The organism is Exiguobacterium sp. s193, assembly GCF_018618755.1.
Classification (GTDB): Bacteria; Bacillota; Bacilli; order Exiguobacteriales; family Exiguobacteriaceae; genus Exiguobacterium_A.
Map to the genome: position 1 here is coordinate 22,672 of NZ_JACSMR010000002.1, position 17,647 is coordinate 40,318.

The 17,647-nt window shown below is 44.7% G+C and carries 22 protein-coding genes; 9 read left to right on the plus strand and 13 right to left on the minus strand.

Going from position 1 to position 17,647, the window contains the following annotated elements; translation table 11 throughout:
* Positions 1–254: 254 nt before the first annotated feature.
* The 3 genes from KNQ04_RS03815 to KNQ04_RS03825 form a co-directional block, all read right to left on the minus strand.
* The gene (locus tag KNQ04_RS03815; RefSeq protein WP_214847440.1) at positions 255–470 is read right to left on the minus strand and encodes a YhzD family protein; all 216 of its coding nucleotides are present in this window, start codon (positions 468–470) and stop codon (positions 255–257) included.
* 56 nt (positions 471–526) lie between these two features.
* Positions 527–1,606 carry a DNA polymerase IV gene (gene dinB / locus KNQ04_RS03820; protein WP_251136876.1) on the minus strand — a complete coding sequence of 360 codons (1,080 nt, stop codon included), beginning with the start codon at positions 1,604–1,606 and terminating at the stop codon, positions 527–529.
* Between the two features lie 62 nt (positions 1,607–1,668).
* A complete protein-coding gene (locus KNQ04_RS03825; RefSeq protein WP_214847444.1) occupies positions 1,669–2,571 on the minus strand; it encodes a magnesium transporter CorA family protein in 903 nt (300 codons plus the stop codon).
* A gap of 104 nt (positions 2,572–2,675) precedes the next feature.
* Between KNQ04_RS03825 and KNQ04_RS03830 the strand changes: the two genes are divergently transcribed.
* Positions 2,676–3,596 (plus strand): HD domain-containing protein, encoded by a 921-nt coding sequence (locus KNQ04_RS03830; protein WP_214847445.1) that lies wholly within the window; start codon positions 2,676–2,678, stop codon positions 3,594–3,596.
* Positions 3,597–3,612: 16 nt separating this feature from the next.
* Positions 3,613–4,635: an NADPH dehydrogenase NamA gene (namA, locus tag KNQ04_RS03835; RefSeq protein ID WP_214847446.1), complete on the plus strand. Its 1,023-nt coding sequence runs from the start codon at positions 3,613–3,615 to the stop codon at positions 4,633–4,635.
* Between the two features lie 43 nt (positions 4,636–4,678).
* Here the strand turns inward: namA and KNQ04_RS03840 are convergent, their stop codons facing one another.
* The 4 genes from KNQ04_RS03840 to KNQ04_RS03855 all read right to left on the minus strand — a co-directional run bounded on the left by KNQ04_RS03840 (position 4,679) and on the right by KNQ04_RS03855 (position 7,408).
* Positions 4,679–5,593 carry a peptidylprolyl isomerase gene (locus tag KNQ04_RS03840; protein ID WP_214847447.1) on the minus strand — a complete coding sequence of 305 codons (915 nt, stop codon included), beginning with the start codon at positions 5,591–5,593 and terminating at the stop codon, positions 4,679–4,681.
* A gap of 267 nt (positions 5,594–5,860) precedes the next feature.
* Entirely contained in the window at positions 5,861–6,430 is a 570-nt protein-coding gene (locus KNQ04_RS03845; RefSeq protein WP_029332813.1) for an HTH-type transcriptional regulator Hpr, read from the minus strand.
* Positions 6,431–6,514: 84 nt separating this feature from the next.
* The gene (locus KNQ04_RS03850) at positions 6,515–6,856 is read right to left on the minus strand and encodes a hypothetical protein (RefSeq protein WP_029332814.1); all 342 of its coding nucleotides are present in this window, start codon (positions 6,854–6,856) and stop codon (positions 6,515–6,517) included.
* Positions 6,857–6,982: 126 nt separating this feature from the next.
* Positions 6,983–7,408 (minus strand): HIT family protein, encoded by a 426-nt coding sequence (locus KNQ04_RS03855; RefSeq protein ID WP_214847448.1) that lies wholly within the window; start codon positions 7,406–7,408, stop codon positions 6,983–6,985.
* A 130-nt stretch (positions 7,409–7,538) separates the two neighbouring features.
* On the opposite strand from KNQ04_RS03855, the gene KNQ04_RS03860 reads away from it, so the two are divergent.
* Positions 7,539–8,603, plus strand: coding sequence for a hypothetical protein (locus KNQ04_RS03860; RefSeq protein WP_214847450.1), 1,065 nt, complete (start codon positions 7,539–7,541; stop codon positions 8,601–8,603).
* Between the two features lie 65 nt (positions 8,604–8,668).
* Here KNQ04_RS03860 and KNQ04_RS03865 read toward each other — a convergent pair whose 3' ends face one another.
* Genes KNQ04_RS03865 through KNQ04_RS03885 form a run of 5 tightly spaced genes read right to left on the minus strand, consistent with a single transcriptional unit; the run spans position 8,669 to position 10,088 of the window.
* Positions 8,669–8,920, minus strand: coding sequence for a GlsB/YeaQ/YmgE family stress response membrane protein (locus KNQ04_RS03865; protein ID WP_214847452.1), 252 nt, complete (start codon positions 8,918–8,920; stop codon positions 8,669–8,671).
* Positions 8,921–8,949: 29 nt separating this feature from the next.
* The gene (locus tag KNQ04_RS03870; RefSeq protein ID WP_159172722.1) at positions 8,950–9,201 is read right to left on the minus strand and encodes a GlsB/YeaQ/YmgE family stress response membrane protein; all 252 of its coding nucleotides are present in this window, start codon (positions 9,199–9,201) and stop codon (positions 8,950–8,952) included.
* Between the two features lie 45 nt (positions 9,202–9,246).
* A complete protein-coding gene (locus tag KNQ04_RS03875) occupies positions 9,247–9,498 on the minus strand; it encodes a GlsB/YeaQ/YmgE family stress response membrane protein (RefSeq protein WP_159172722.1) in 252 nt (83 codons plus the stop codon).
* 44 nt (positions 9,499–9,542) lie between these two features.
* A complete protein-coding gene (locus KNQ04_RS03880; RefSeq protein WP_159172722.1) occupies positions 9,543–9,794 on the minus strand; it encodes a GlsB/YeaQ/YmgE family stress response membrane protein in 252 nt (83 codons plus the stop codon).
* A gap of 45 nt (positions 9,795–9,839) precedes the next feature.
* A complete protein-coding gene (locus KNQ04_RS03885; RefSeq protein WP_214847453.1) occupies positions 9,840–10,088 on the minus strand; it encodes a GlsB/YeaQ/YmgE family stress response membrane protein in 249 nt (82 codons plus the stop codon).
* A 338-nt stretch (positions 10,089–10,426) separates the two neighbouring features.
* On the opposite strand from KNQ04_RS03885, the gene KNQ04_RS03890 reads away from it, so the two are divergent.
* Positions 10,427–11,161 carry an ABC transporter ATP-binding protein gene (locus KNQ04_RS03890; RefSeq protein ID WP_214847455.1) on the plus strand — a complete coding sequence of 245 codons (735 nt, stop codon included), beginning with the start codon at positions 10,427–10,429 and terminating at the stop codon, positions 11,159–11,161.
* Positions 11,158–12,294, plus strand: a complete 1,137-nt coding sequence (locus tag KNQ04_RS03895; RefSeq protein WP_214847456.1) for an ABC transporter permease — start codon at positions 11,158–11,160, stop codon at positions 12,292–12,294. Before KNQ04_RS03890 ends, KNQ04_RS03895 begins: the two co-directional genes overlap by 4 nt.
* An 86-nt stretch (positions 12,295–12,380) precedes the next feature.
* Here the strand turns inward: KNQ04_RS03895 and KNQ04_RS03900 are convergent, their stop codons facing one another.
* Positions 12,381–13,676: an ammonium transporter gene (locus KNQ04_RS03900; protein WP_214847457.1), complete on the minus strand. Its 1,296-nt coding sequence runs from the start codon at positions 13,674–13,676 to the stop codon at positions 12,381–12,383.
* 117 nt (positions 13,677–13,793) lie between these two features.
* Here KNQ04_RS03900 and KNQ04_RS03905 point away from each other — a divergent pair, with 117 nt between their 5' ends.
* The 4 genes from KNQ04_RS03905 to hemG all read left to right on the plus strand — a co-directional run bounded on the left by KNQ04_RS03905 (position 13,794) and on the right by hemG (position 17,614).
* Positions 13,794–14,096, plus strand: a complete 303-nt coding sequence (locus tag KNQ04_RS03905; protein ID WP_214847458.1) for a MerR family transcriptional regulator — start codon at positions 13,794–13,796, stop codon at positions 14,094–14,096.
* A 143-nt stretch (positions 14,097–14,239) separates the two neighbouring features.
* On the plus strand, positions 14,240–15,286 hold the full coding sequence (gene hemE, locus KNQ04_RS03910) for a uroporphyrinogen decarboxylase (RefSeq protein ID WP_214847459.1): 1,047 nt from the start codon (positions 14,240–14,242) through the stop codon (positions 15,284–15,286).
* Positions 15,283–16,215: a ferrochelatase gene (hemH, locus tag KNQ04_RS03915; RefSeq protein ID WP_214847460.1), complete on the plus strand. Its 933-nt coding sequence runs from the start codon at positions 15,283–15,285 to the stop codon at positions 16,213–16,215. The genes hemE and hemH overlap by 4 nt, the downstream gene beginning before the upstream one ends.
* Positions 16,205–17,614, plus strand: a complete 1,410-nt coding sequence (gene hemG / locus KNQ04_RS03920) for a protoporphyrinogen oxidase (protein ID WP_251136877.1) — start codon at positions 16,205–16,207, stop codon at positions 17,612–17,614. The genes hemH and hemG overlap by 11 nt, the downstream gene beginning before the upstream one ends.
* Positions 17,615–17,647: the final 33 nt, after the last annotated feature.

A 17,647-nucleotide genomic window follows, 5' to 3' on the forward strand; every position in this document is an offset into this window, starting at 1 on the left:
TCGCGATCGATTGTTTTTCGCGGTTCTAAGCGATTCGAGACGGATCGCGCCCTAAACCGTCTGCATGACTGGCTTTCCGTCATAGTGTTACCTAAAAAGCGTCACGTTTCGTTGACTCCTGCGGGGAAAAGTGTGTTAAAAACGCACTTTCAGAGGCAGGCAAGACCCTGCTTCTTGTCCGTTAGGACGAAGGAGCAACGGCTTGCGCCTCGCCCGAGGAAAGCAACGAAAAAAGACGCTTGAAGATTGTATCGTTACGTGCTTTTTGCAGGTACGATTTTAGGTAAGTAAGCCCGCTCGAAGTGAATCAATTTACCGGCGCGCGTGACACGGGCCCCTTTATGTTCGAATTGACCCTCTTTGAGACGACGAATCCCTTCTTCACGTGCATCGGAATCGTTAGGGGATTCAAAAGTGTCGTCGAGCAATGTTTCTCCCCGGTCTGAAAAAACAGTGAGCGTATAAATCATGGTTCTTCCTCCTTTATTCAAATAACTAATTCAAGTGTACTGAATAGCCATTCACTTTACAAGTAGGAGTCGATATCTTGCCACGTCAACTGTTTAGATTGAGGTGGCGCTTCAAGATGGCTGACGCTCATCCCGATTAAACGGATCGGTCCGGTGAACTCGATTTCATTGAATAGTTTTGTTGTCACTTTCAATAATTTCTCTTCATCATTTGTTTCTTCGAGAAAAGTAAAACGCTTCGAACGGGATTGGAATGATTCTGTTTTCCATTTGACGGTGACGGTCCGACAAACGAGTTCTTTTTGTTGCAGACTACGGACGACAGACTGCGCTTCTCGTTTTAAGGTTTCGAAAATTGTATCGATGTCTTCTGTATCTTCTTCGAATGTTGTTTCAGAACCAATTGATTTCCGTTCACGATGAGGACGGACTAAGCGTTCGTCTTCGCCATGGGCCATCGTATACAACTCTGTTCCACGGTCCCGACCGAGTAAGCCGCGGAGTTCTTCGACCGGAGACTGCTGAATATCAGCAACGGTCTCAAATCCATGTTTGCGAAGCGTCTGCTCTGTGACCTTCCCGACACCGTGCAAGTCACCGATTTGTAAAGAAGACAAAAAGGGGAGGACCTCGTCCGGTGGGAGGACCGTCAAGCCGTTCGGTTTTTGATAACCGGAAGCAATCTTTGCAACGAGCTTCGAATTCGAGACACCAGCGGATGCCGTCAAGCCCGTTCGTCGCTTGATTTCAGCGAGGATATACTCTGCGATGTGGGTTGCGCTCAGCATATTTAAATGATTTTCTGTGACGTCGAGATAGGCTTCATCGAGTGATAACGGTTCGACGAGTGGCGTGACCTCAAGAAACAACTCCATGATTTGCGCACTGACTGCCCGGTAGACCTCGAAGCGGGGACGGATGAAGACGGCACGGGGACAGAGCTGGAAGGCACGACGGGACGGCATGGCACTATGAACACCATACTTACGCGCTTCATAAGAACACGTCGCAACGACGCCGCGTGCGTGAGGAGGACCACCAACGATGACAGGAACCCCCTTTAGGTGAGGACGGTCTCGTTGCTCGACAGAGGCGTAAAAAGCGTCCATATCGATATGAATGATTTTTCGTCCCATCAAAAGTCACCTCCTCCAAATAAATATGATAAGCTAAGTATAACGAACTTATGTTCTTGTATCTATTTTTTTGTCCGTTTTTTAGGCATACGAACGAGTGCTCCGAGCCATCCACGCCATTTCATCCAATAAAAGATTCCGCCAGTCGTAATCAAGATCAGGGTGAGCGCACCTGCGTAGCCGTATTTCCAGTCGAGTTCCGGCATGTTCTTGAAGTTCATGCCCCAAATCGCGCCGAGGGCCATCATCGGGGTCGCGACAGCGGTGAAAATCGTCAAGGCCTTCATGATTTCGTTTCCCCTGAAGTTCGAAACAGTCGTCGATAAATCGAGTAGAACCTCAATATCTTTTTGATAGTGTTCAATCAACATCAATAAACGCTCGACACGTTGTTTGGCAAGGCGAAACGGAAGATGGTGTTCAAAATCAATGACAGCGACGAAGGCTTCTTGTCCTGCGAGGATCAGTTCTTGAAATGGGACGATCAAGTCGGACCAATTCTCGATGGTATCGCGTAAAGCAAAGATGCTATCGAGTGAATTTTCGTTGATGTTGCCCCGGAGTTCATCTTGTCGAGAAAAGAGTTCCTTTTCAAAGTCGTCGATGCCAGCAAAATACGTATTCATTTGTAACGAAAGAATCGCATAAAAGGCATCAAAAGCTGTTTTCGGGTCAAATGGTGTAGCCAGTGAGATAATATGTTCAGACAGTCCGATCGTAATGAGCTCAGTTGGCGTGATGTAATAGCAGATGAAGCGGCGGTCGCTTTTATCATCAGGGTTTTGCCAGGTCACGATTGAGCCATACAAGACACCGAGTTCTGCCCGTGTGAAGTTGACATCTTTGATTCGAAGTTGCCGTAACCAGTCGAGTTTCGTTTGAGTGGTGCGTTCTTCGTTCAGTTGTTGGTCAAATTCTGATACAGTCATGTAGCGGTACCATTTAAATTGCGAATCGAATTCCATGTTCAAGGCTCCCATATAGTAGAATAAATAAGTGATCTATATTAAGTGTAATGCAAACATATCAATAATAATATCAATCCATACAATAAAGGAAGTGTTGTGACATGAAAGGTATTGGACAACTGACGGTTGGAGAAATGCTTGACCAACGTGTGATGATTAAACAGGCAACGAAAGGAATCGCAGCAAACGGCAAACCATATCTGACATTGATTTTAGCGGACAAGACAGGCGAGATTGAGACGAAGATGTGGGATACGAGTGATGTCGAAAAGTATGCGCCGAAGTTTATCGTCCATGCGGCTGGTGAAGTGATGGACTATCGAGGTCGGACACAACTGAAATTAAAACAAATTACAGTCCTTGACGAAACGAATGTCGAAGACTACATCCAATCGGCACCGATTCCGCGGGAACAAATCGAAACGGAAGTTCTACAATATATCGAATCGATTCAGCAGGCAGACATGAAAAAAATCGTCAAACACTTGGTCACCAAAAACTTTAACGCCTATTTTACGCACCCGGCAGCGGTTAAAAATCATCATGCGTTTTATTCAGGTTTATCGTACCATGTGCTCTCGATGTTGAAGCTGGCTGACCAAATCGCAAAATTGTACCCGACATTAAATCGTGACTTATTAGTGTCTGGTGTCGTTTTACATGACTATGCGAAGATTAAAGAGCTATCAGATCCTGTAACTCCAGAGTATACGCTTCCCGGAAAATTAGTCGGTCATATCTCGTTAATGGTTGCGGAACTCGAAAAAGTCGGGGCAGAACTTTCAATTGATTCTGAAGTACTGACCGTCTTGCAACATCTAGTCTTGAGTCATCATGGTCGTCCGGAGTGGGGATCGGCCGTTGCACCTCAAATGCGTGAAGCAGAAGTTCTGTTTTTAATCGATAACTTAGACGCACGTATGACGATGATGGATCGTCTTTTAGAGTATGTCGAACCGGGTCAGTTTTCTGAACGGTCGTTTGCACTGGATAACCGGTCATTTTATCGTCCAAAACTATAAGTAGGGAGGCATGGGCATGAAGACAAAATTATTTGAAGCGATTGAAATTGGAAAAGTTACGTTCCGAAACCGTGTCATCATGGCACCGATGTGTATGTACAGCGCAAAGGACGATGGCAAGGTGACGGATTGGCACGTGACACACTATGCGTCGCGTGCAGTCGGCGGCGTTGGGGGACTCATCCTGGAAGCGACGGCTGTGACACCTGACGGGCGAATCTCGGCAGGTGATCTCGGTATTTGGTCTGATTCGCAAATCGACGGGTTAAAACGGATTGCGGAGCAAGTACAAGCAGCAGGAGCGAAGGTGGGCGTCCAATTAGCACATGCTGGTCGAAAAAGTACGACGGCGCATCCGCCTGTCGCACCGAGTCCACTTGCGTTTGATGACTCTTATGGACAGCCACACGAGTTGTCACTGACAGAAATCGAAGAGATCAAACAACAATTCGTCGATGCGGCACTGCGTGTTGAAGCAGCCGGCTATGATTTCATTGAACTTCATGGTGCGCATGGTTATTTAATTAACACATTTTTGTCACCCTTGTCGAATGAACGACAAGATCAGTACGGTGGATCAGTCGAAAATCGGATGCGCTTCCTGCTGGAAATCATCGAGGGGATTCAAGCGAAATCAGCCATTTCGCTTTGGGTACGGATTTCTGCTGCGGATCATGCACCAGGTGGAATGACGGCGACAGACTATATTCCACTTGCGGAAGCATTGCTTGAGCGGGGAATCGACTTACTGGATTGTAGTTCAGGGGCAGTTGTCGCAAATGCAGTTCCGGAAGTATACCCCGGATATCAAGTGCCGTACGCGGCAGAGCTGAAGCAAACGACGGGAATGAAGACGGGAGCAGTCGGTCTAATTACGTCTTCGGCGATGGCTGAAGAAATCGTACGGAGTGAGCGGGCTGACGTCGTATTACTTGCGCGTGAGCTCTTACGACAGCCGTACTGGGTCCACCATGCAGCGGCAGAGCTTCACGATGAGGTGTTGCTACCAAAACAGTATGAACGTGCGCCAATTCGGTAAAACACAAAAAAACCCTTCGCCATGTGGCAAAGGGTTTTTTTACTTACTGTTGCTGTTGCATCATTTGTTGTTGCATTTGTTGTTGCTCTTGCTTATCCAGATCGAATGCATCTTTGAAGTCTTTGTTTTCGATTTTAACATCATATTTTTTCATCAATGAACGGTAAATATCATTTGGATTGACTTGCGCTGCTTTTTCTTCAGCGAGTGCTTTTTTAATCCGGTCTTTTTCTTTTTCAAGCGTGAAATCTTTTTTCTCTTTACGGTCTGTTACCTTGATGATGTGGTAACCGAATTGTGTTTTGATTGGATCAGAAATTTTACCTTCAACGCCATCTTTAAAGGCATAGTTTTCGAATTCCTCGACCATTTTACCTTTTGTGAAGTAACCGAGGTCTCCACCTTTTGTTGCACTGCCTGTATCTGTTGATTTGGCTTTCGCGATTTTTGCGAAATCGCCACCGTTATCTAATTCTTTTTTAATTGCTTTGGCTTCTGATTCTTTTTCAACAAGAATATGGCTCGCTTTTACTTCGACTTTCTCTTGGTTGAAGCGGTCTTCGATTTCTTTATCTGTTACTTTAGATTTCGCAGATTTTGCTTCCGTTAAGAGCATTTGTGTACGAAGCACTTTTTCGAACTCTTTTTCACTGTTGATACCAGCTGTTTTCAAAGTTGAATTGAACTGTTCTTTATCTGGGAACTGGTCTTTCGTCTTTTTGACTTCAGCCTCGACTTCTTTGTCCGTGACTTTTTTACCGTATTCTTCTTCTAGCAGTTTATTCATCGTTTGCTGGAACGCAATTTGTGCGCCTGCTTTTTCATAAGCTTCGTCTTGGACGTCCGCTTTATTGATTTCCCCGCCTTTGTAGTTGATGACTGCTTCATCATTCGAACCACAAGCTGCTAATGTGAAGACACTTGCCACTGCTGCTGCACTTAAAAATTTCTTCTTCATACATACACCCCTAATTTACCATTTATTTCAACCGTTCTATCATATCATATCCTGGCTAGGTTGACAGCTGTACACCTTACCATAAGATGTTTGCTCTTTTCTATGCTATCACATACACGATCCGTGTTGATGACTATTTTTATGGGAAATTGTGAAGGTGAAGCGATGTTTGACATCGACTAGTAATGTAGTCGCAATCTTAAAAAGCATCAAAAAAGCGCTCTAGGCTTTGGCCAGAACGCTAGGGTTTCAAATGATTAAACGAATTTATGCCTTTTTAATTGAATCGATGACAGGGTCTTGCGGACGGCGGTCGGCTTCTTCGGTAATCATCTTCGACGTTTCGGCGAAAATATCCATGAAACTGTCTCCGTATAAACGACGAACAATCGCAGAAATGTCCGTTAACTCAGGAAACTTGCCGTATAACTCTTGAAGCGGGAGCGAGGCACGGAAGACACCATTCTCTTCCGGACGGAACGCTTGGATAGTCTCAAGTAATAACGTTTCACCGGCTGGCGTAAGTTGGACATACGTATTTCGTTTATCCGTCTCTTTTTTTGAGAACGTCAACAGACCACGATCTTCTAATTTTTTAGAGAAGTTGAATGCTGTTGAAACGTGCATGACACCGTATTTGGCGATCTCAGAAATCGAAGCACCACCTAAAGCATGTGAAATCCAGAGGATATGATGCTCATTGATATTTAAATCAAAGGGCTTAATCCAATTTTGCCAATCTTTTTCTACCGTTTTCCATAGTGCTTTGCTCAGCTGGACAATTTTATGACTGTATAACAGTGCTTCTTGTCCAGGATATAATTTTTCATGTTCCATATCTGACTCATCCTTTCGAAAGGTGACGATGGCTAAAAAACGCAAAATGCAAACTATACAAAAAACAAATCGAAGCAATGGACCTTACTTTTGAGGAGAGAGGTGATCCGCATCTTGTTTCGCCTCATCAGCTAATTCTTGGATACGCGAAATGGATTCTTGAATCTCGGCTTGATACACAGAGACATCTTTCGTAACTTCATCTTTGAAGGTTGTACCCGAAATTTTAGCTGTCTCTATTAAGTTCTTGCCCTCCTGCGTTAAATCCTGCACGTTCGTTACGATTGTAGAATAAGAATTTCGACGTTGTTTACCATTCGAAGAGTCACTTTTAGTACCTTGGCGAAGCGCCTTCAAACCGTAAAAAGTCACAAGCGACAGCGTAGCACCAAAAGCGACCCAGTTACGTTGGGGACGCTTCGACATAGTTTACCTCCTTCTTGATATTAAAATATTTGTTTCATATTATTTTACCGAAAATTCGATATCGGAAACCTATTTTGACAATATTTCTAAAAAAGGATTCAGAAATTCCGGATTAGGTATTGGATTTTAAAGGTGTTGGGCAATAGAATCTGCTAAGTTTGCCAGCTCTTCTACCGTATAATCTTCATTATGGACTTCCCATTTGGCACCGAATCCATCGTGCTTGTCATGCCGGGGAATCAGGTGGATATGGAAGTGCGGCACCGACTGTCCAGCGACTTTCCCTGTATTCGATAAGATGTTGATGCCGGCAGCCTCTGTCTCTTGTTGTAAGGCACGGCTGATTTCAGGAACGACGGCAAAAACAGATTTAGCATCTTCGACAGACAACTCATACACATGATCGGCATGCTGTTTTGGAATGACTAACGTGTGTCCTTTTGTTACTTGGGAGAGGTCGAGGAAAGCAAGGACCTCATCGTTTTCAAATACTTTATGGCTAGGTACTTCGTGCTTAGCGATTTTGCAGAAAATACAGTTATCTTTTTGCATAGGGATTACTCCTTTTTTAAATAATTTCGAAATGAAAATAGAATTATCTCCATCTTAAGTGTGATTGACAACGTAATCAAACGTTTTTACACTTAGATACACAAAGCGAAAAGAAAGTAGGGAACAGACGATGCCGTCTCGTATGACGTTATTTGAACAAAAGAAAAAACGAAATCAACGTTTGCTCATCAGCGGGATTGCGCTCCTTTTAATTATACTAGCAGGCTGGATGTACGTAAGCCAAATCAAGCCGGCTGCTGAGAGAGAGCGTACAGAAGCTGTATTTATGAAAGCCGTGAACGACAATGACCGGGCTACGTTCCAAAAACTCGTGTATGAAGATGATCAAGTCGTATCGATTGCGGAAGCAAATCGTTTGATGAAATGGTTCCGGGCAGATGAAGGACGTCTCAGTCGAGCAGTAACAGAAATTAAAGTCGATCAGCAAAACTACCCTGAACCTACAGCAGAGAAAACTGAACAGGATTTGTTCGAGCTAAAAAAAACAGCAGGGCGCTTTTGGTTTGACGAATATGTGCTTCATCTAAATAAACAGCTACTTCAAGTAACGAGTGATGTACCAGGGACGACCGTCTTCATAGAGGATGAAGAAGCAGGCGTCCAAGACGGTGAGCCGTTAAAAATCAAACGTTTCCCGGGTGAATACGATGTACTTGCAACTGTCGAAGCCAATGGTAAGACAGGACGAGATCGTCAAACCGTTCAATTGGGAGACAAGAAAACAACGGAAGTAACGTTTAAGTTAGCGGACCAAATCAAACCAGATGTCACGGAACAGTATGGATTAGACATCGAAAAATTGTTAGAGACCGAAGTCAAGGCACGAACAGGCAAGTCAATCGACGCGATGACAGCTTATCTGGATGAAAATCGTTCTTCTATCGAAAAAGAATTTGGATCTCCAGCATCAAATGTAGCAAATCGTGCACTATATGACGGTTTCGAAGTGACGTATGCAAGTGGTAAGGTAAAAAGCATCATGATTGATTTAAACAAGACACCTTCTGAGCTTGAAGCAGTTGCCGGCAAGCCGGAATCGAAAAGTAACGAATCAATCGGGACCGTCTGGGAATACCCAACCAGTTTCTTTGAAGATATATTAGGGTGGCTTAACTTACGGTCAGAAAAAAGAGTAATCGAGCGTTCGGATAAAATGTGGTTAGAATTACGCTGATGGTACAAAAAAAGCACCGGTAACGACTTTGAAAAATTCGAGTCTGTTACCAGTGCTTTCATTTGTTATTTTTTGTTCACTGCACGAAGAATGAACGAAACGATTAAGATTAAGATGATCGCACCGAGTAATGCTGGAATGATGGCGAATCCTCCAAGGTCAGGTCCCCAACTACCGAAAAGAGCTTGACCGATCATTGCACCAACAAAACCTGCGATGATGTTACCGATGATGCCACCGGGAACGTCTTTACCAAGAATAAGACTTGCTAACCAACCAATGATACCACCGACGATTAAAGCCCATAAGAATCCCATTGAAAACACTCCTTTTTAATTTTAGTTACTTACTTTTTATTTACTGAACGAAGGACAAGTGACACGATGAAGATTAAGATGATTGCACCGATGATTGCAGGGATGACTGCGAACCCACCAATATCAGGTCCCATATCACCGAAAATAGCTTGTCCGATCATTGAACCGATGAAACCTGCGATGATGTTACCGATGATGCCACCAGGAACGTCTTTCCCGATGATTAAGCTTGCTACCCAACCAATTAAACCGCCGACGATTAAAGCCCATAAGAATCCCATTAAAAAACACTCCTCTAATTTACTAGTTTTAGTCGTTACTGTTGCTTACTTTTTGTTTACTGAACGAAGGACAAGTGACACGATGAAGATTAAGATGATTGCACCGATGATTGCAGGGATGACTGCGAACCCACCAATGTCAGGTCCCATATCACCGAAAATAGCTTGTCCGATCATTGAACCGATGAAACCTGCGATGATGTTACCGATGATGCCGCCGGGAACGTCTTTCCCGATAATTAAGCTTGCTACCCAACCAATTAAACCGCCGACGATTAAAGCCCATAAGAATCCCATTAAAAACACTCCTCTAATTTACTAGTTTTAGTCGTTACTGTTGCTTACTTTTTGTTTACTGAACGAAGGACAAGTGACACGATGAAGATTAAGATGATTGCACCGATGATTGCAGGGATGACAGCGAACCCACCAATATCAGGTCCCATATCACCGAAAATAGCTTGTCCGATCATTGAACCGATGAAACCTGCGATGATGTTACCGATGATGCCGCCGGGAACGTCTTTCCCGATAATTAAGCTTGCTACCCAACCGATTAGTCCACCAACGATTAAAGCCCATAAGAATCCCATTTAAAAACACTCCTTTTGATTTAAATTATTATTCTTTAATAATGATTACTTACGAATGGCACGAAGAATCAATGATACGATGAAGATTAAGATGACTGCACCTAAGATAGCTGGAATGATTGCGAACCCTGCAAGATCAGGTCCCATTGTACCGAAGATTGATTGTCCGATCATTGCGCCGATGAAACCTGCGATGATGTTACCGATGATGCCGCCGGGAACGTCTTTTCCGATGATTAAGCTTGCCACCCAACCGATTAGTCCACCAACAATTAAAGCCCATAAGAATCCCATATGACACACTCCTTTTCATACTTAGATTTACCTGTTTTCAGGTTGTTATAAACACGTTGAAAATGAATGACTCATAAACGTAATTTTTGCTGAGAAGTAAAACAATACAAGTAGATAAGATAGCTAGATGATTAGACCAGTTACTTCTCATTAAAACATTTGATGTGACATACACTTTCAATTTTTGTAAATCGTTTTTCATATATTGATGTAACGATTACACTTAGAGTAATTGCCGTAATAAGATGTATTCAAACCTTTTCTTTTAAAAAAAATTGTCAGAAGTAGAAAAACGGAGATGAATTGTCTAGGATAGTTAATGAGAGGAGTGGCTAGAATTGTTATTAGAAATTAAAGATCTTTCAGGTGGTTATGGATCGAAAACAGTGCTGCATCATATTGATATAGCAGTAGAACAAGGGGAGTTAGTTGGACTGATTGGATTGAATGGTGCCGGGAAGTCGACGACGATCAAGCACATATTAGGATTATTACCAATCAAATCAGGTGAAATCTTGATTAACGATGTCAGTCTGGCAGCTGATGAACAAACGTATCGGAAACAAGTGGCATATATCCCGGAGCAACCAATGTTATACGAACAACTTACGCTTCGTGAGCATCTCCGTTTAATGGCGCAAGGGTATGATGTCGACCGGGAGACTGCTGAAGAACGAATGCGTCATTACGCGGAAAGATTACGAATGACGAAACAATTAGAATGGTTTCCGAGTGTCTTCTCGAAAGGGATGAAGCAAAAGGCGATGATTCTTTGCGCCTTGATCACGGGAAGTGAACTATTGATTGTCGATGAACCGTTTGTTGGCCTAGATCCCTTAGCCATTCGAGAACTGTTGAATATCTTTAGTGAATTGAAGGGCGAAGGAAAAGGGATATTAATGTCGACGCATATTTTAGAGACGGCTGAGCGACATTGTGACCGCTTCATTCTTCTCCATGATGGGCGAATCGCAGCGGAAGGAACGACGGTTGAATTACGGAAACGGTTTGATTTGATAGATAGTTCGCTTGATGACATTTATGTAGCCGCCATCGGGGAGGCGGAAAGATGACGAGTTCTACCTTATGGCAAGAGCGTTACCAAACGGCGATGGCGGAAATGACTAAGTATACGAAGTACATGGCGAATGGCGGATTATTATTTACAGTTTACTTCGTCATTCTTTACGCGCTCGTCGTTTATGGTCGGTTCCTCAATCAAATCGATGGTGACTTTCCGGGGAATTTACTCATGGGTAGCTTGTTTTTCATCATGGCAGGTTATCGAACGACGCGGACGTTCTTAGTCGAAGCTGATCAAGTGTTTTTATTACCGAATTTACCGCAACTTAGTTCCTATATGAAGCGAGTCAGATTGTACAATGCCTTTTTTGGAATGGTACGGGTCATCGTCCCATTTTTGGCGGTCGCTGTCCTTTATGTCCGGACAGAAACGACGAATTCGTTAGAGATGATTGTGCTGTTTTTGGCTCTCGCAATGATTGGAGCGAGCGCGAATCTGTCGAAACTAGAAATGATTCCACACCGAATTGTGATTTTGTATAGCCTTGGTGCAGGAATTTTAGTGATGATCGATATGCCACTATTCAGCATCGTGATCACGAGTTTTCTCCTAATAACGCTTCATCTAAAAAAATATCAGCAGTTACCGTTGATGAATTGGATTGCGTTAGAGCAAGAATCGCGTGATCGTTTTTACCGAATTGCGAATTGGTTCGTCGATGTACCACATCTGTCGAAGACCTATAAACAACGCCGTTTTTTAAGCCGACTCGTCGAAAAAATTAACTTCAACAAAAATCAAACGTTCGAATACCTCTATATGAAACAACTCATACGAAGTACGGATGGGATTGGTTTAATCGTTCGATTGACAGTGATTGGGGCAATCTTCATCTGGCTCGGGAAAGATAATCCATGGCTCGTCACGTTCGCGATTCCTGCGTTCAGCGGTTTGACGAGCTTTCAACTGGCACCGTTCACACGGGCGATCGACTCACACCTCTTGACGCGCTTGCTGCCGTTCGGTGATGCGGGTAAGTCCCGTAAAAAAGTCATTCGGATGGCATCGCTTCTTCAAATCATTGCATTATCGCTGATTGCTGTTTTGATTAACGGGCAACCTGTCGTGTTGCTCGGAGCAATCATCGCCATACTCGTCAGTGAAGTGTATCTCAGAAAATAGGCGTCGATGGATGACACGCAAAAACCCGCACTTTCGTACCTGTTTAGGGACGAAAGTGCGGGTTTTGCTTTTTGCTGAAGTAATAGTTAGTTTACTTTTTCAGAAGTTTCAGCATCGTAAGTTGATGTAACTTCTTTGCTGACTGGTGCGGGAAGGTCGTATGATGCTTGTCCATGCTCAGCGACGTCAAGTCCGCGGAGTTCATCTTCCCGTGTGATCCGAAGACCAATCGTCACGTCGAGAAGCTTGAGGAAAGCGTAACTTAAGACGCTGACGACGACGACGGCGAAGACAACACCAAGTGCTTGGACACCGAGCTGACCAAAGCCACCCCCGTAGAATAATCCAGCTTGTCCAATCCCTGTGATTTCAACGAGGCGTGGTGAGGCGAAGAACCCGGTAGCAAGTGTGCCCCAAATTCCGGCGACACCGTGAACAGAGAAGGCGCATAATGGATCATCGACACGGCGAGCGAGTAGGATGCTTGTTCCGTACGTGATGATACCTGCGAGGAAACCGATGACAACTGCACCCCACGGTTCAACAAAGGCACAGGCTGCAGTAATCGCGACGAGTGCTGCGAGTACGCCATTGATGATAGAAGGAATATCTGCCACGCGACGATGCCAGAAAGAAATGGCGAGTGCGCCGAGTGCTCCGGCAGCTGTCGCAAGTAACGTCGTCAAGGCAACATAACTGAAGAATCCATCGGCAATCGTTAAGGTCGATCCAGCGTTGAAGCCGAACCAACATAACCAAAGAATGAAAGCACCAACGACAGAATAGATGACGTTATGACCGAGAAGCGGTGTTTTTTCAGCACCAATCCGTTTCTTTAAAATTAACGCGGCGACAAGAGCGGCGATTCCGCCTTGTAAGTGGACGACGGTCGATCCGGCGAAGTCTTGCATACCGAGCGAACCGAGGAAACCACCAGCCCAAACGGAGCGGGCGATGATCGGATAGATGATGGCGACGAAGAACGTCCCAAACAAGAGATAAACAGAAAGTTTAGCCCGTTCTGCGAAACCACCCCAAGCGATGGCGAGTGATACGGCGACGAATGAGAGTTGGAAAAGGAATTTAACGTCAATCGTGACGTTAGACCAGTCGAGACTTGAGAACCCTCCGTGTAAGAAGAATCCTTCTGTTCCGATTAGTCCGGGTCCGTCTCCGAACGTTAGTCCAAACCCAATTGCCCAAAAGGCTAATGCGGCAACGGAAAAACTAATCAGCTGTTTGACCGCGACATGTCCAGCGTTTTTGGCACGTAACATTCCAGTCTCAAGTAATAGGAAACCGATTTGCATCGTAAAGACGAGTAGCGTAGCGAATAAGACATAAAACGTATCAACCGAAATGATCATTTCTTCAAGATTCATCGTCGTTCCTCCTTTATCAATTTAAAGTATGTGTTTACTTTAGACGGAAATCCTTTCCAAGAAACGACTTGTGTCAGAAAATCTGACATGGTATTTTTGAGGAAAGGAGTGACGAAGATGAATTACCGCGAAAAAAAGGTGATGACGATTGGGATTGTCTGTGAGTTGACAGGGTTATCGGAACGTCAAATTCGTTACTATGAAGAACGGAAACTGATTTTTCCGGAACGGACGAATGGGAAGACAAGAAAATATTCGTTCACGGATATCGAACGATTGATTGAAGTCGCAGAAAAGCTAGAAGATGGCTGGAGGACACATGAAATCCGTGAAAAAGAGCGGAAAGTGACAGAACAACAGCGGACGGATTTAATCCGGGGACAATTGAATGCAGCATTTGGTTTATACAAGAAACGGTGAACATTTCATGAACTGGACGGGGAACTGTAATTTTGTAACCGATTTATTGGCACAGGCTTCTTCATTTCAGATATAATGTTTCTGTGTTCACAAACTTATCGTACGTTATTTTGGGGCGTTAGAACGAGTATAAAGGGGTAGTTATGATGAAGAACTTCAATGATACGTTTTTACGGGCAATCCGTGGCGAACAGGTCGGTCACGTACCTGTCTGGTATATGCGACAAGCAGGTCGTTATCAAGCGGAATACCGTGAAATTAAAAAGACACGGACACTGTTCGAGATCACGCATGATCCTGAATTATGTGCGTACGTCACAGAACTACCTGTCAAACAATTGGGTGTTGACGCTGCGATTTTATACAAAGATATCATGACACCACTACCATCAATGGGAGTTGATGTTGAAATCAAGAGTGGAATTGGTCCGGTCATTGCGAATCCGATTCGGACGATGGATGATGTGCAAGCATTACACCCCTTCAAAAAAGAAGATATTCCGTATATCTTTGAGACGATTAAATTGTTACGGGAACGATTAGAAGTACCATTGATTGGTTTCTCCGGGGCACCATTTACGCTCGCGAGCTATATGATTGAGGGTGGCCCTTCAAAAGGCTACCATAAAACGAAAGCATTGATGTATGGACACCCGGATGTCTGGCATGCATTAATGGAGAAACTCGGCGACATGGTAGTCGATTATATCAAGGCACAGGTCGATGCCGGGATTCAAGCGTTTCAGATTTTCGATTCATGGGTTGGGACGACGAGTCGGAAAGATTATGTTCTCTACATCAAACCGACGATGGAACGGATTTTCACGGAATTAAAAGATGCAGGTGTCCCGATGATCATGTTCGGTGTCGGCGCCAGTCACTTAGCAGAAGAATGGCATGATTTGCCGCTCGACGTCGTCGGACTCGATTGGCGTCTATCGATTGACGAGGCACGCGAACGCGGATTGACGAAGACGTTACAAGGAAACCTCGATCCGTCTTATTTATTAGCACCGTGGGAAATCTTAGAAGCAAAAACTAAAGAGATTCTCGATATGGGAATGAAGCGTCCTGGATTCATCTTTAATTTAGGACATGGTATTTTCCCGGAAGTCGACCCAGAGGTCTTGAAACGTTTGACTGCATTTATCCATGATTATTCGAAAGAAAAAATGGAGGTAGCAAAATGAAAACACTTGGCTTACTCGTAATGGCATATGGAACACCGTATAAACCGGAAGATATCGAACGGTATTACACGCACATCCGCCGTGGACGTAAACCGTCACCGGAAGCACTCGCTGAACTAACGGAGCGTTATGAAGCAATCGGTGGCGTCTCCCCGCTTGCTCAAGTCACGATTGACCAGGCAGAAGAGTTACATCGTCAATTGTCAGCAAAATACGCGGGCGAAATCGAATTTAAGCTTTATCTTGGTCTGAAGCATATCGAACCGTTCGTCGAAGATGCGGTCGAGCAAATGGCAAAAGACGGCATTACGGAAGCAGTGACGGTTGTTTTAGCACCACATTATTCGACGTTCAGTATCCGTTCATACAATGGACGTGCGAAAGAAGTCGCGGACAAGCACGGAATCCAGCTTGCTTCCGTCGAATCATGGTATCAAGAAGAAGCATTCATCAACTGGTGGGGACAAGCAATCCGCCAAACATTCGATGCGTTGCCTGTACCAGAAGAAAAAGCGGTCCTCGTCGTGTCAGCGCATAGTCTTCCTGAAAAAATCATTGCGAACGGCGACCCGTACCCGGATCAATTGAAAGAGACGGCAGAGTTGATTGCAAAACGGGCCGGTGTCAAACATATGATCACAGGATGGCAATCGGCAGGCCAAACACCTGAACCTTGGCTTGGACCGGATGTTCAAGATTTGACACGGGACGTGTATGAGGCTGAAGGATATGAAGCATTCGTTTATGTGCCCGTCGGATTCGTAGCCGATCATTTAGAAGTATTATTCGATAATGATTACGAATGTAAAGTGGTCTGTGATGAAATTGGTATTCATTATGCCCGACCAGCTATGCCAAATGCAGAACCAGCTTTCATGGAGGCAGTCACGGAAGCTGTCGCGAAACAGGTTGGCAGTTATGTCAAGTAAACGTCTCGTCATCGTCGGCGGTGGTATTACTGGTCTTGCCGCTGCCTATTTCGCAGAACGTTCTTTTCCTGATTTGAATATTACTGTTTTAGAAGCGGGCGAACGACTGGGTGGGAAAGTCGCGACATATCGCGAGGACGGCTTTATGATTGAGCGCGGTCCAGATTCCTATGTCGCACGAAAGCATATTCTGACTGATTTGATTGAAGCCGTTGGTCTAGGTGACAAGTTAGTTCGGAACAATACGTCGCAAGCGTTCATTTTAGATCCTGGTGGTTTACATCCGATTCCGAAAGGTTCCGTGATGGGGATTCCGACCGATTTAAATCTCTTTTCAGAAACGACGTTATTGACGGAAGCGGAAAAAGCGGAAGTTACCGAATTGTTGCTTCATCCGTCTGATCAATTAACGATACCGGAAAAAGATATCCCGCTCGGAGATTATTTGCGTCCCCGCCTTGGTGATGCATTAGTCGAAAAATTGATTGAGCCGCTTCTATCCGGGATTTATGCTGGGAACATCGATCAAATGAGTACGTTCGCGACGTATCCTCAGTTCGTTGCGAATGAACAAAAGGCCGGATCGTTATTCGAAGGGATGCGGTTGATGCGCCCGACTGCGCAAGCTGAAGGCCAAACGAAACCAGCGACCGGACAGTTTCTGTCACTTTCGACGGGGCTTGAATCGCTAGTCGAACGGTTAGAAGAAGTCCTTGAACGGACTGAAATTCGTTTGGAAACGCCTTTACTCGAAATCGCTCGTGAAAATGAGCGGTATCGCTTAAAAACTGATCATGGTCCTGAATATGCCGATTATGTCCTTTTGACGATTCCACATCCGCAAGTCGTTCACTTGCTTCCGGATGCTGATTTACGAGAGCTTGAGCAGCTAAAGACCCATTCAACGGCGACGATTACGTTGATTTTTGATGAACAAGCGACATTACCCATCGAAGGTACGGGCTTTGTCGTCAACCGGCGCGCGCCGTATTCAATTACGGCATGTACCGCAATCGATCAAAAATGGAGTCATTCGGCACCCGATCATACGGTTTTACGTGCGTTTGTTGGTCGGCCGGGCAATGATTCTCTTGTCCATCAGTCAGATGACGTAATCAAACAAACGGTACTCAAGGACCTGGAAGACATTTGCGGTCAATCACTGGAACCGAAACAAGTCATCATCAGTCGGCTAGTAGATGGTTTACCGGCCTATACGGTCGGCCACGCAGCGCGGATTCAAATTTCCCGTGACGAAGTCATGAGCAAGTATCCTGGCGTATATTTAGCAGGACTAGCTTATGATGGCGTCGGACTACCAGACTGTGTTGCCAGTGCAAAAACGATGATTGAAGAAATCGCGTTACAGCATGCACATGAAGAAACAAATCAGTCATGATGAAAGCGTCTGAAACCTGGTGCAGGGTTTCAG

Coding starts and splice junctions, on each gene's coding strand:
- KNQ04_RS03900 (WP_214847457.1), bottom strand. CDS start 13,676: ATGAATCTTGAAGAAATGATCATTTCGGTTGATACGTTTTATGTCTTA.
- hemE (WP_214847459.1), top strand. CDS start 14,240: ATGATGAAGAACTTCAATGATACGTTTTTACGGGCAATCCGTGGCGAA.
- hemG (WP_251136877.1), top strand. CDS start 16,205: ATGTCAAGTAAACGTCTCGTCATCGTCGGCGGTGGTATTACTGGTCTT.
- KNQ04_RS03895 (WP_214847456.1), top strand. CDS start 11,158: ATGACGAGTTCTACCTTATGGCAAGAGCGTTACCAAACGGCGATGGCG.
- hemH (WP_214847460.1), top strand. CDS start 15,283: ATGAAAACACTTGGCTTACTCGTAATGGCATATGGAACACCGTATAAA.
- KNQ04_RS03840 (WP_214847447.1), bottom strand. CDS start 5,593: ATGAAGAAGAAATTTTTAAGTGCAGCAGCAGTGGCAAGTGTCTTCACA.
- KNQ04_RS03865 (WP_214847452.1), bottom strand. CDS start 8,920: ATGGGATTCTTATGGGCTTTAATCGTCGGTGGTATCATTGGTTGGTTA.
- KNQ04_RS03905 (WP_214847458.1), top strand. CDS start 13,794: ATGAATTACCGCGAAAAAAAGGTGATGACGATTGGGATTGTCTGTGAG.
- namA (WP_214847446.1), top strand. CDS start 3,613: ATGAAGACAAAATTATTTGAAGCGATTGAAATTGGAAAAGTTACGTTC.
- KNQ04_RS03815 (WP_214847440.1), bottom strand. CDS start 470: ATGATTTATACGCTCACTGTTTTTTCAGACCGGGGAGAAACATTGCTC.
- KNQ04_RS03880 (WP_159172722.1), bottom strand. CDS start 9,794: ATGGGATTCTTATGGGCTTTAATCGTTGGTGGACTAATCGGTTGGGTA.
- KNQ04_RS03875 (WP_159172722.1), bottom strand. CDS start 9,498: ATGGGATTCTTATGGGCTTTAATCGTCGGCGGTTTAATTGGTTGGGTA.
- KNQ04_RS03860 (WP_214847450.1), top strand. CDS start 7,539: ATGCCGTCTCGTATGACGTTATTTGAACAAAAGAAAAAACGAAATCAA.
- KNQ04_RS03830 (WP_214847445.1), top strand. CDS start 2,676: ATGAAAGGTATTGGACAACTGACGGTTGGAGAAATGCTTGACCAACGT.
- KNQ04_RS03870 (WP_159172722.1), bottom strand. CDS start 9,201: ATGGGATTCTTATGGGCTTTAATCGTCGGCGGTTTAATTGGTTGGGTA.
- KNQ04_RS03825 (WP_214847444.1), bottom strand. CDS start 2,571: ATGGAATTCGATTCGCAATTTAAATGGTACCGCTACATGACTGTATCA.
- KNQ04_RS03850 (WP_029332814.1), bottom strand. CDS start 6,856: ATGTCGAAGCGTCCCCAACGTAACTGGGTCGCTTTTGGTGCTACGCTG.
- dinB (WP_251136876.1), bottom strand. CDS start 1,606: ATGGGACGAAAAATCATTCATATCGATATGGACGCTTTTTACGCCTCT.
- KNQ04_RS03845 (WP_029332813.1), bottom strand. CDS start 6,430: ATGGAACATGAAAAATTATATCCTGGACAAGAAGCACTGTTATACAGT.
- KNQ04_RS03855 (WP_214847448.1), bottom strand. CDS start 7,408: ATGCAAAAAGATAACTGTATTTTCTGCAAAATCGCTAAGCACGAAGTA.
- KNQ04_RS03885 (WP_214847453.1), bottom strand. CDS start 10,088: ATGGGATTCTTATGGGCTTTAATTGTTGGTGGACTAATCGGTTGGGTG.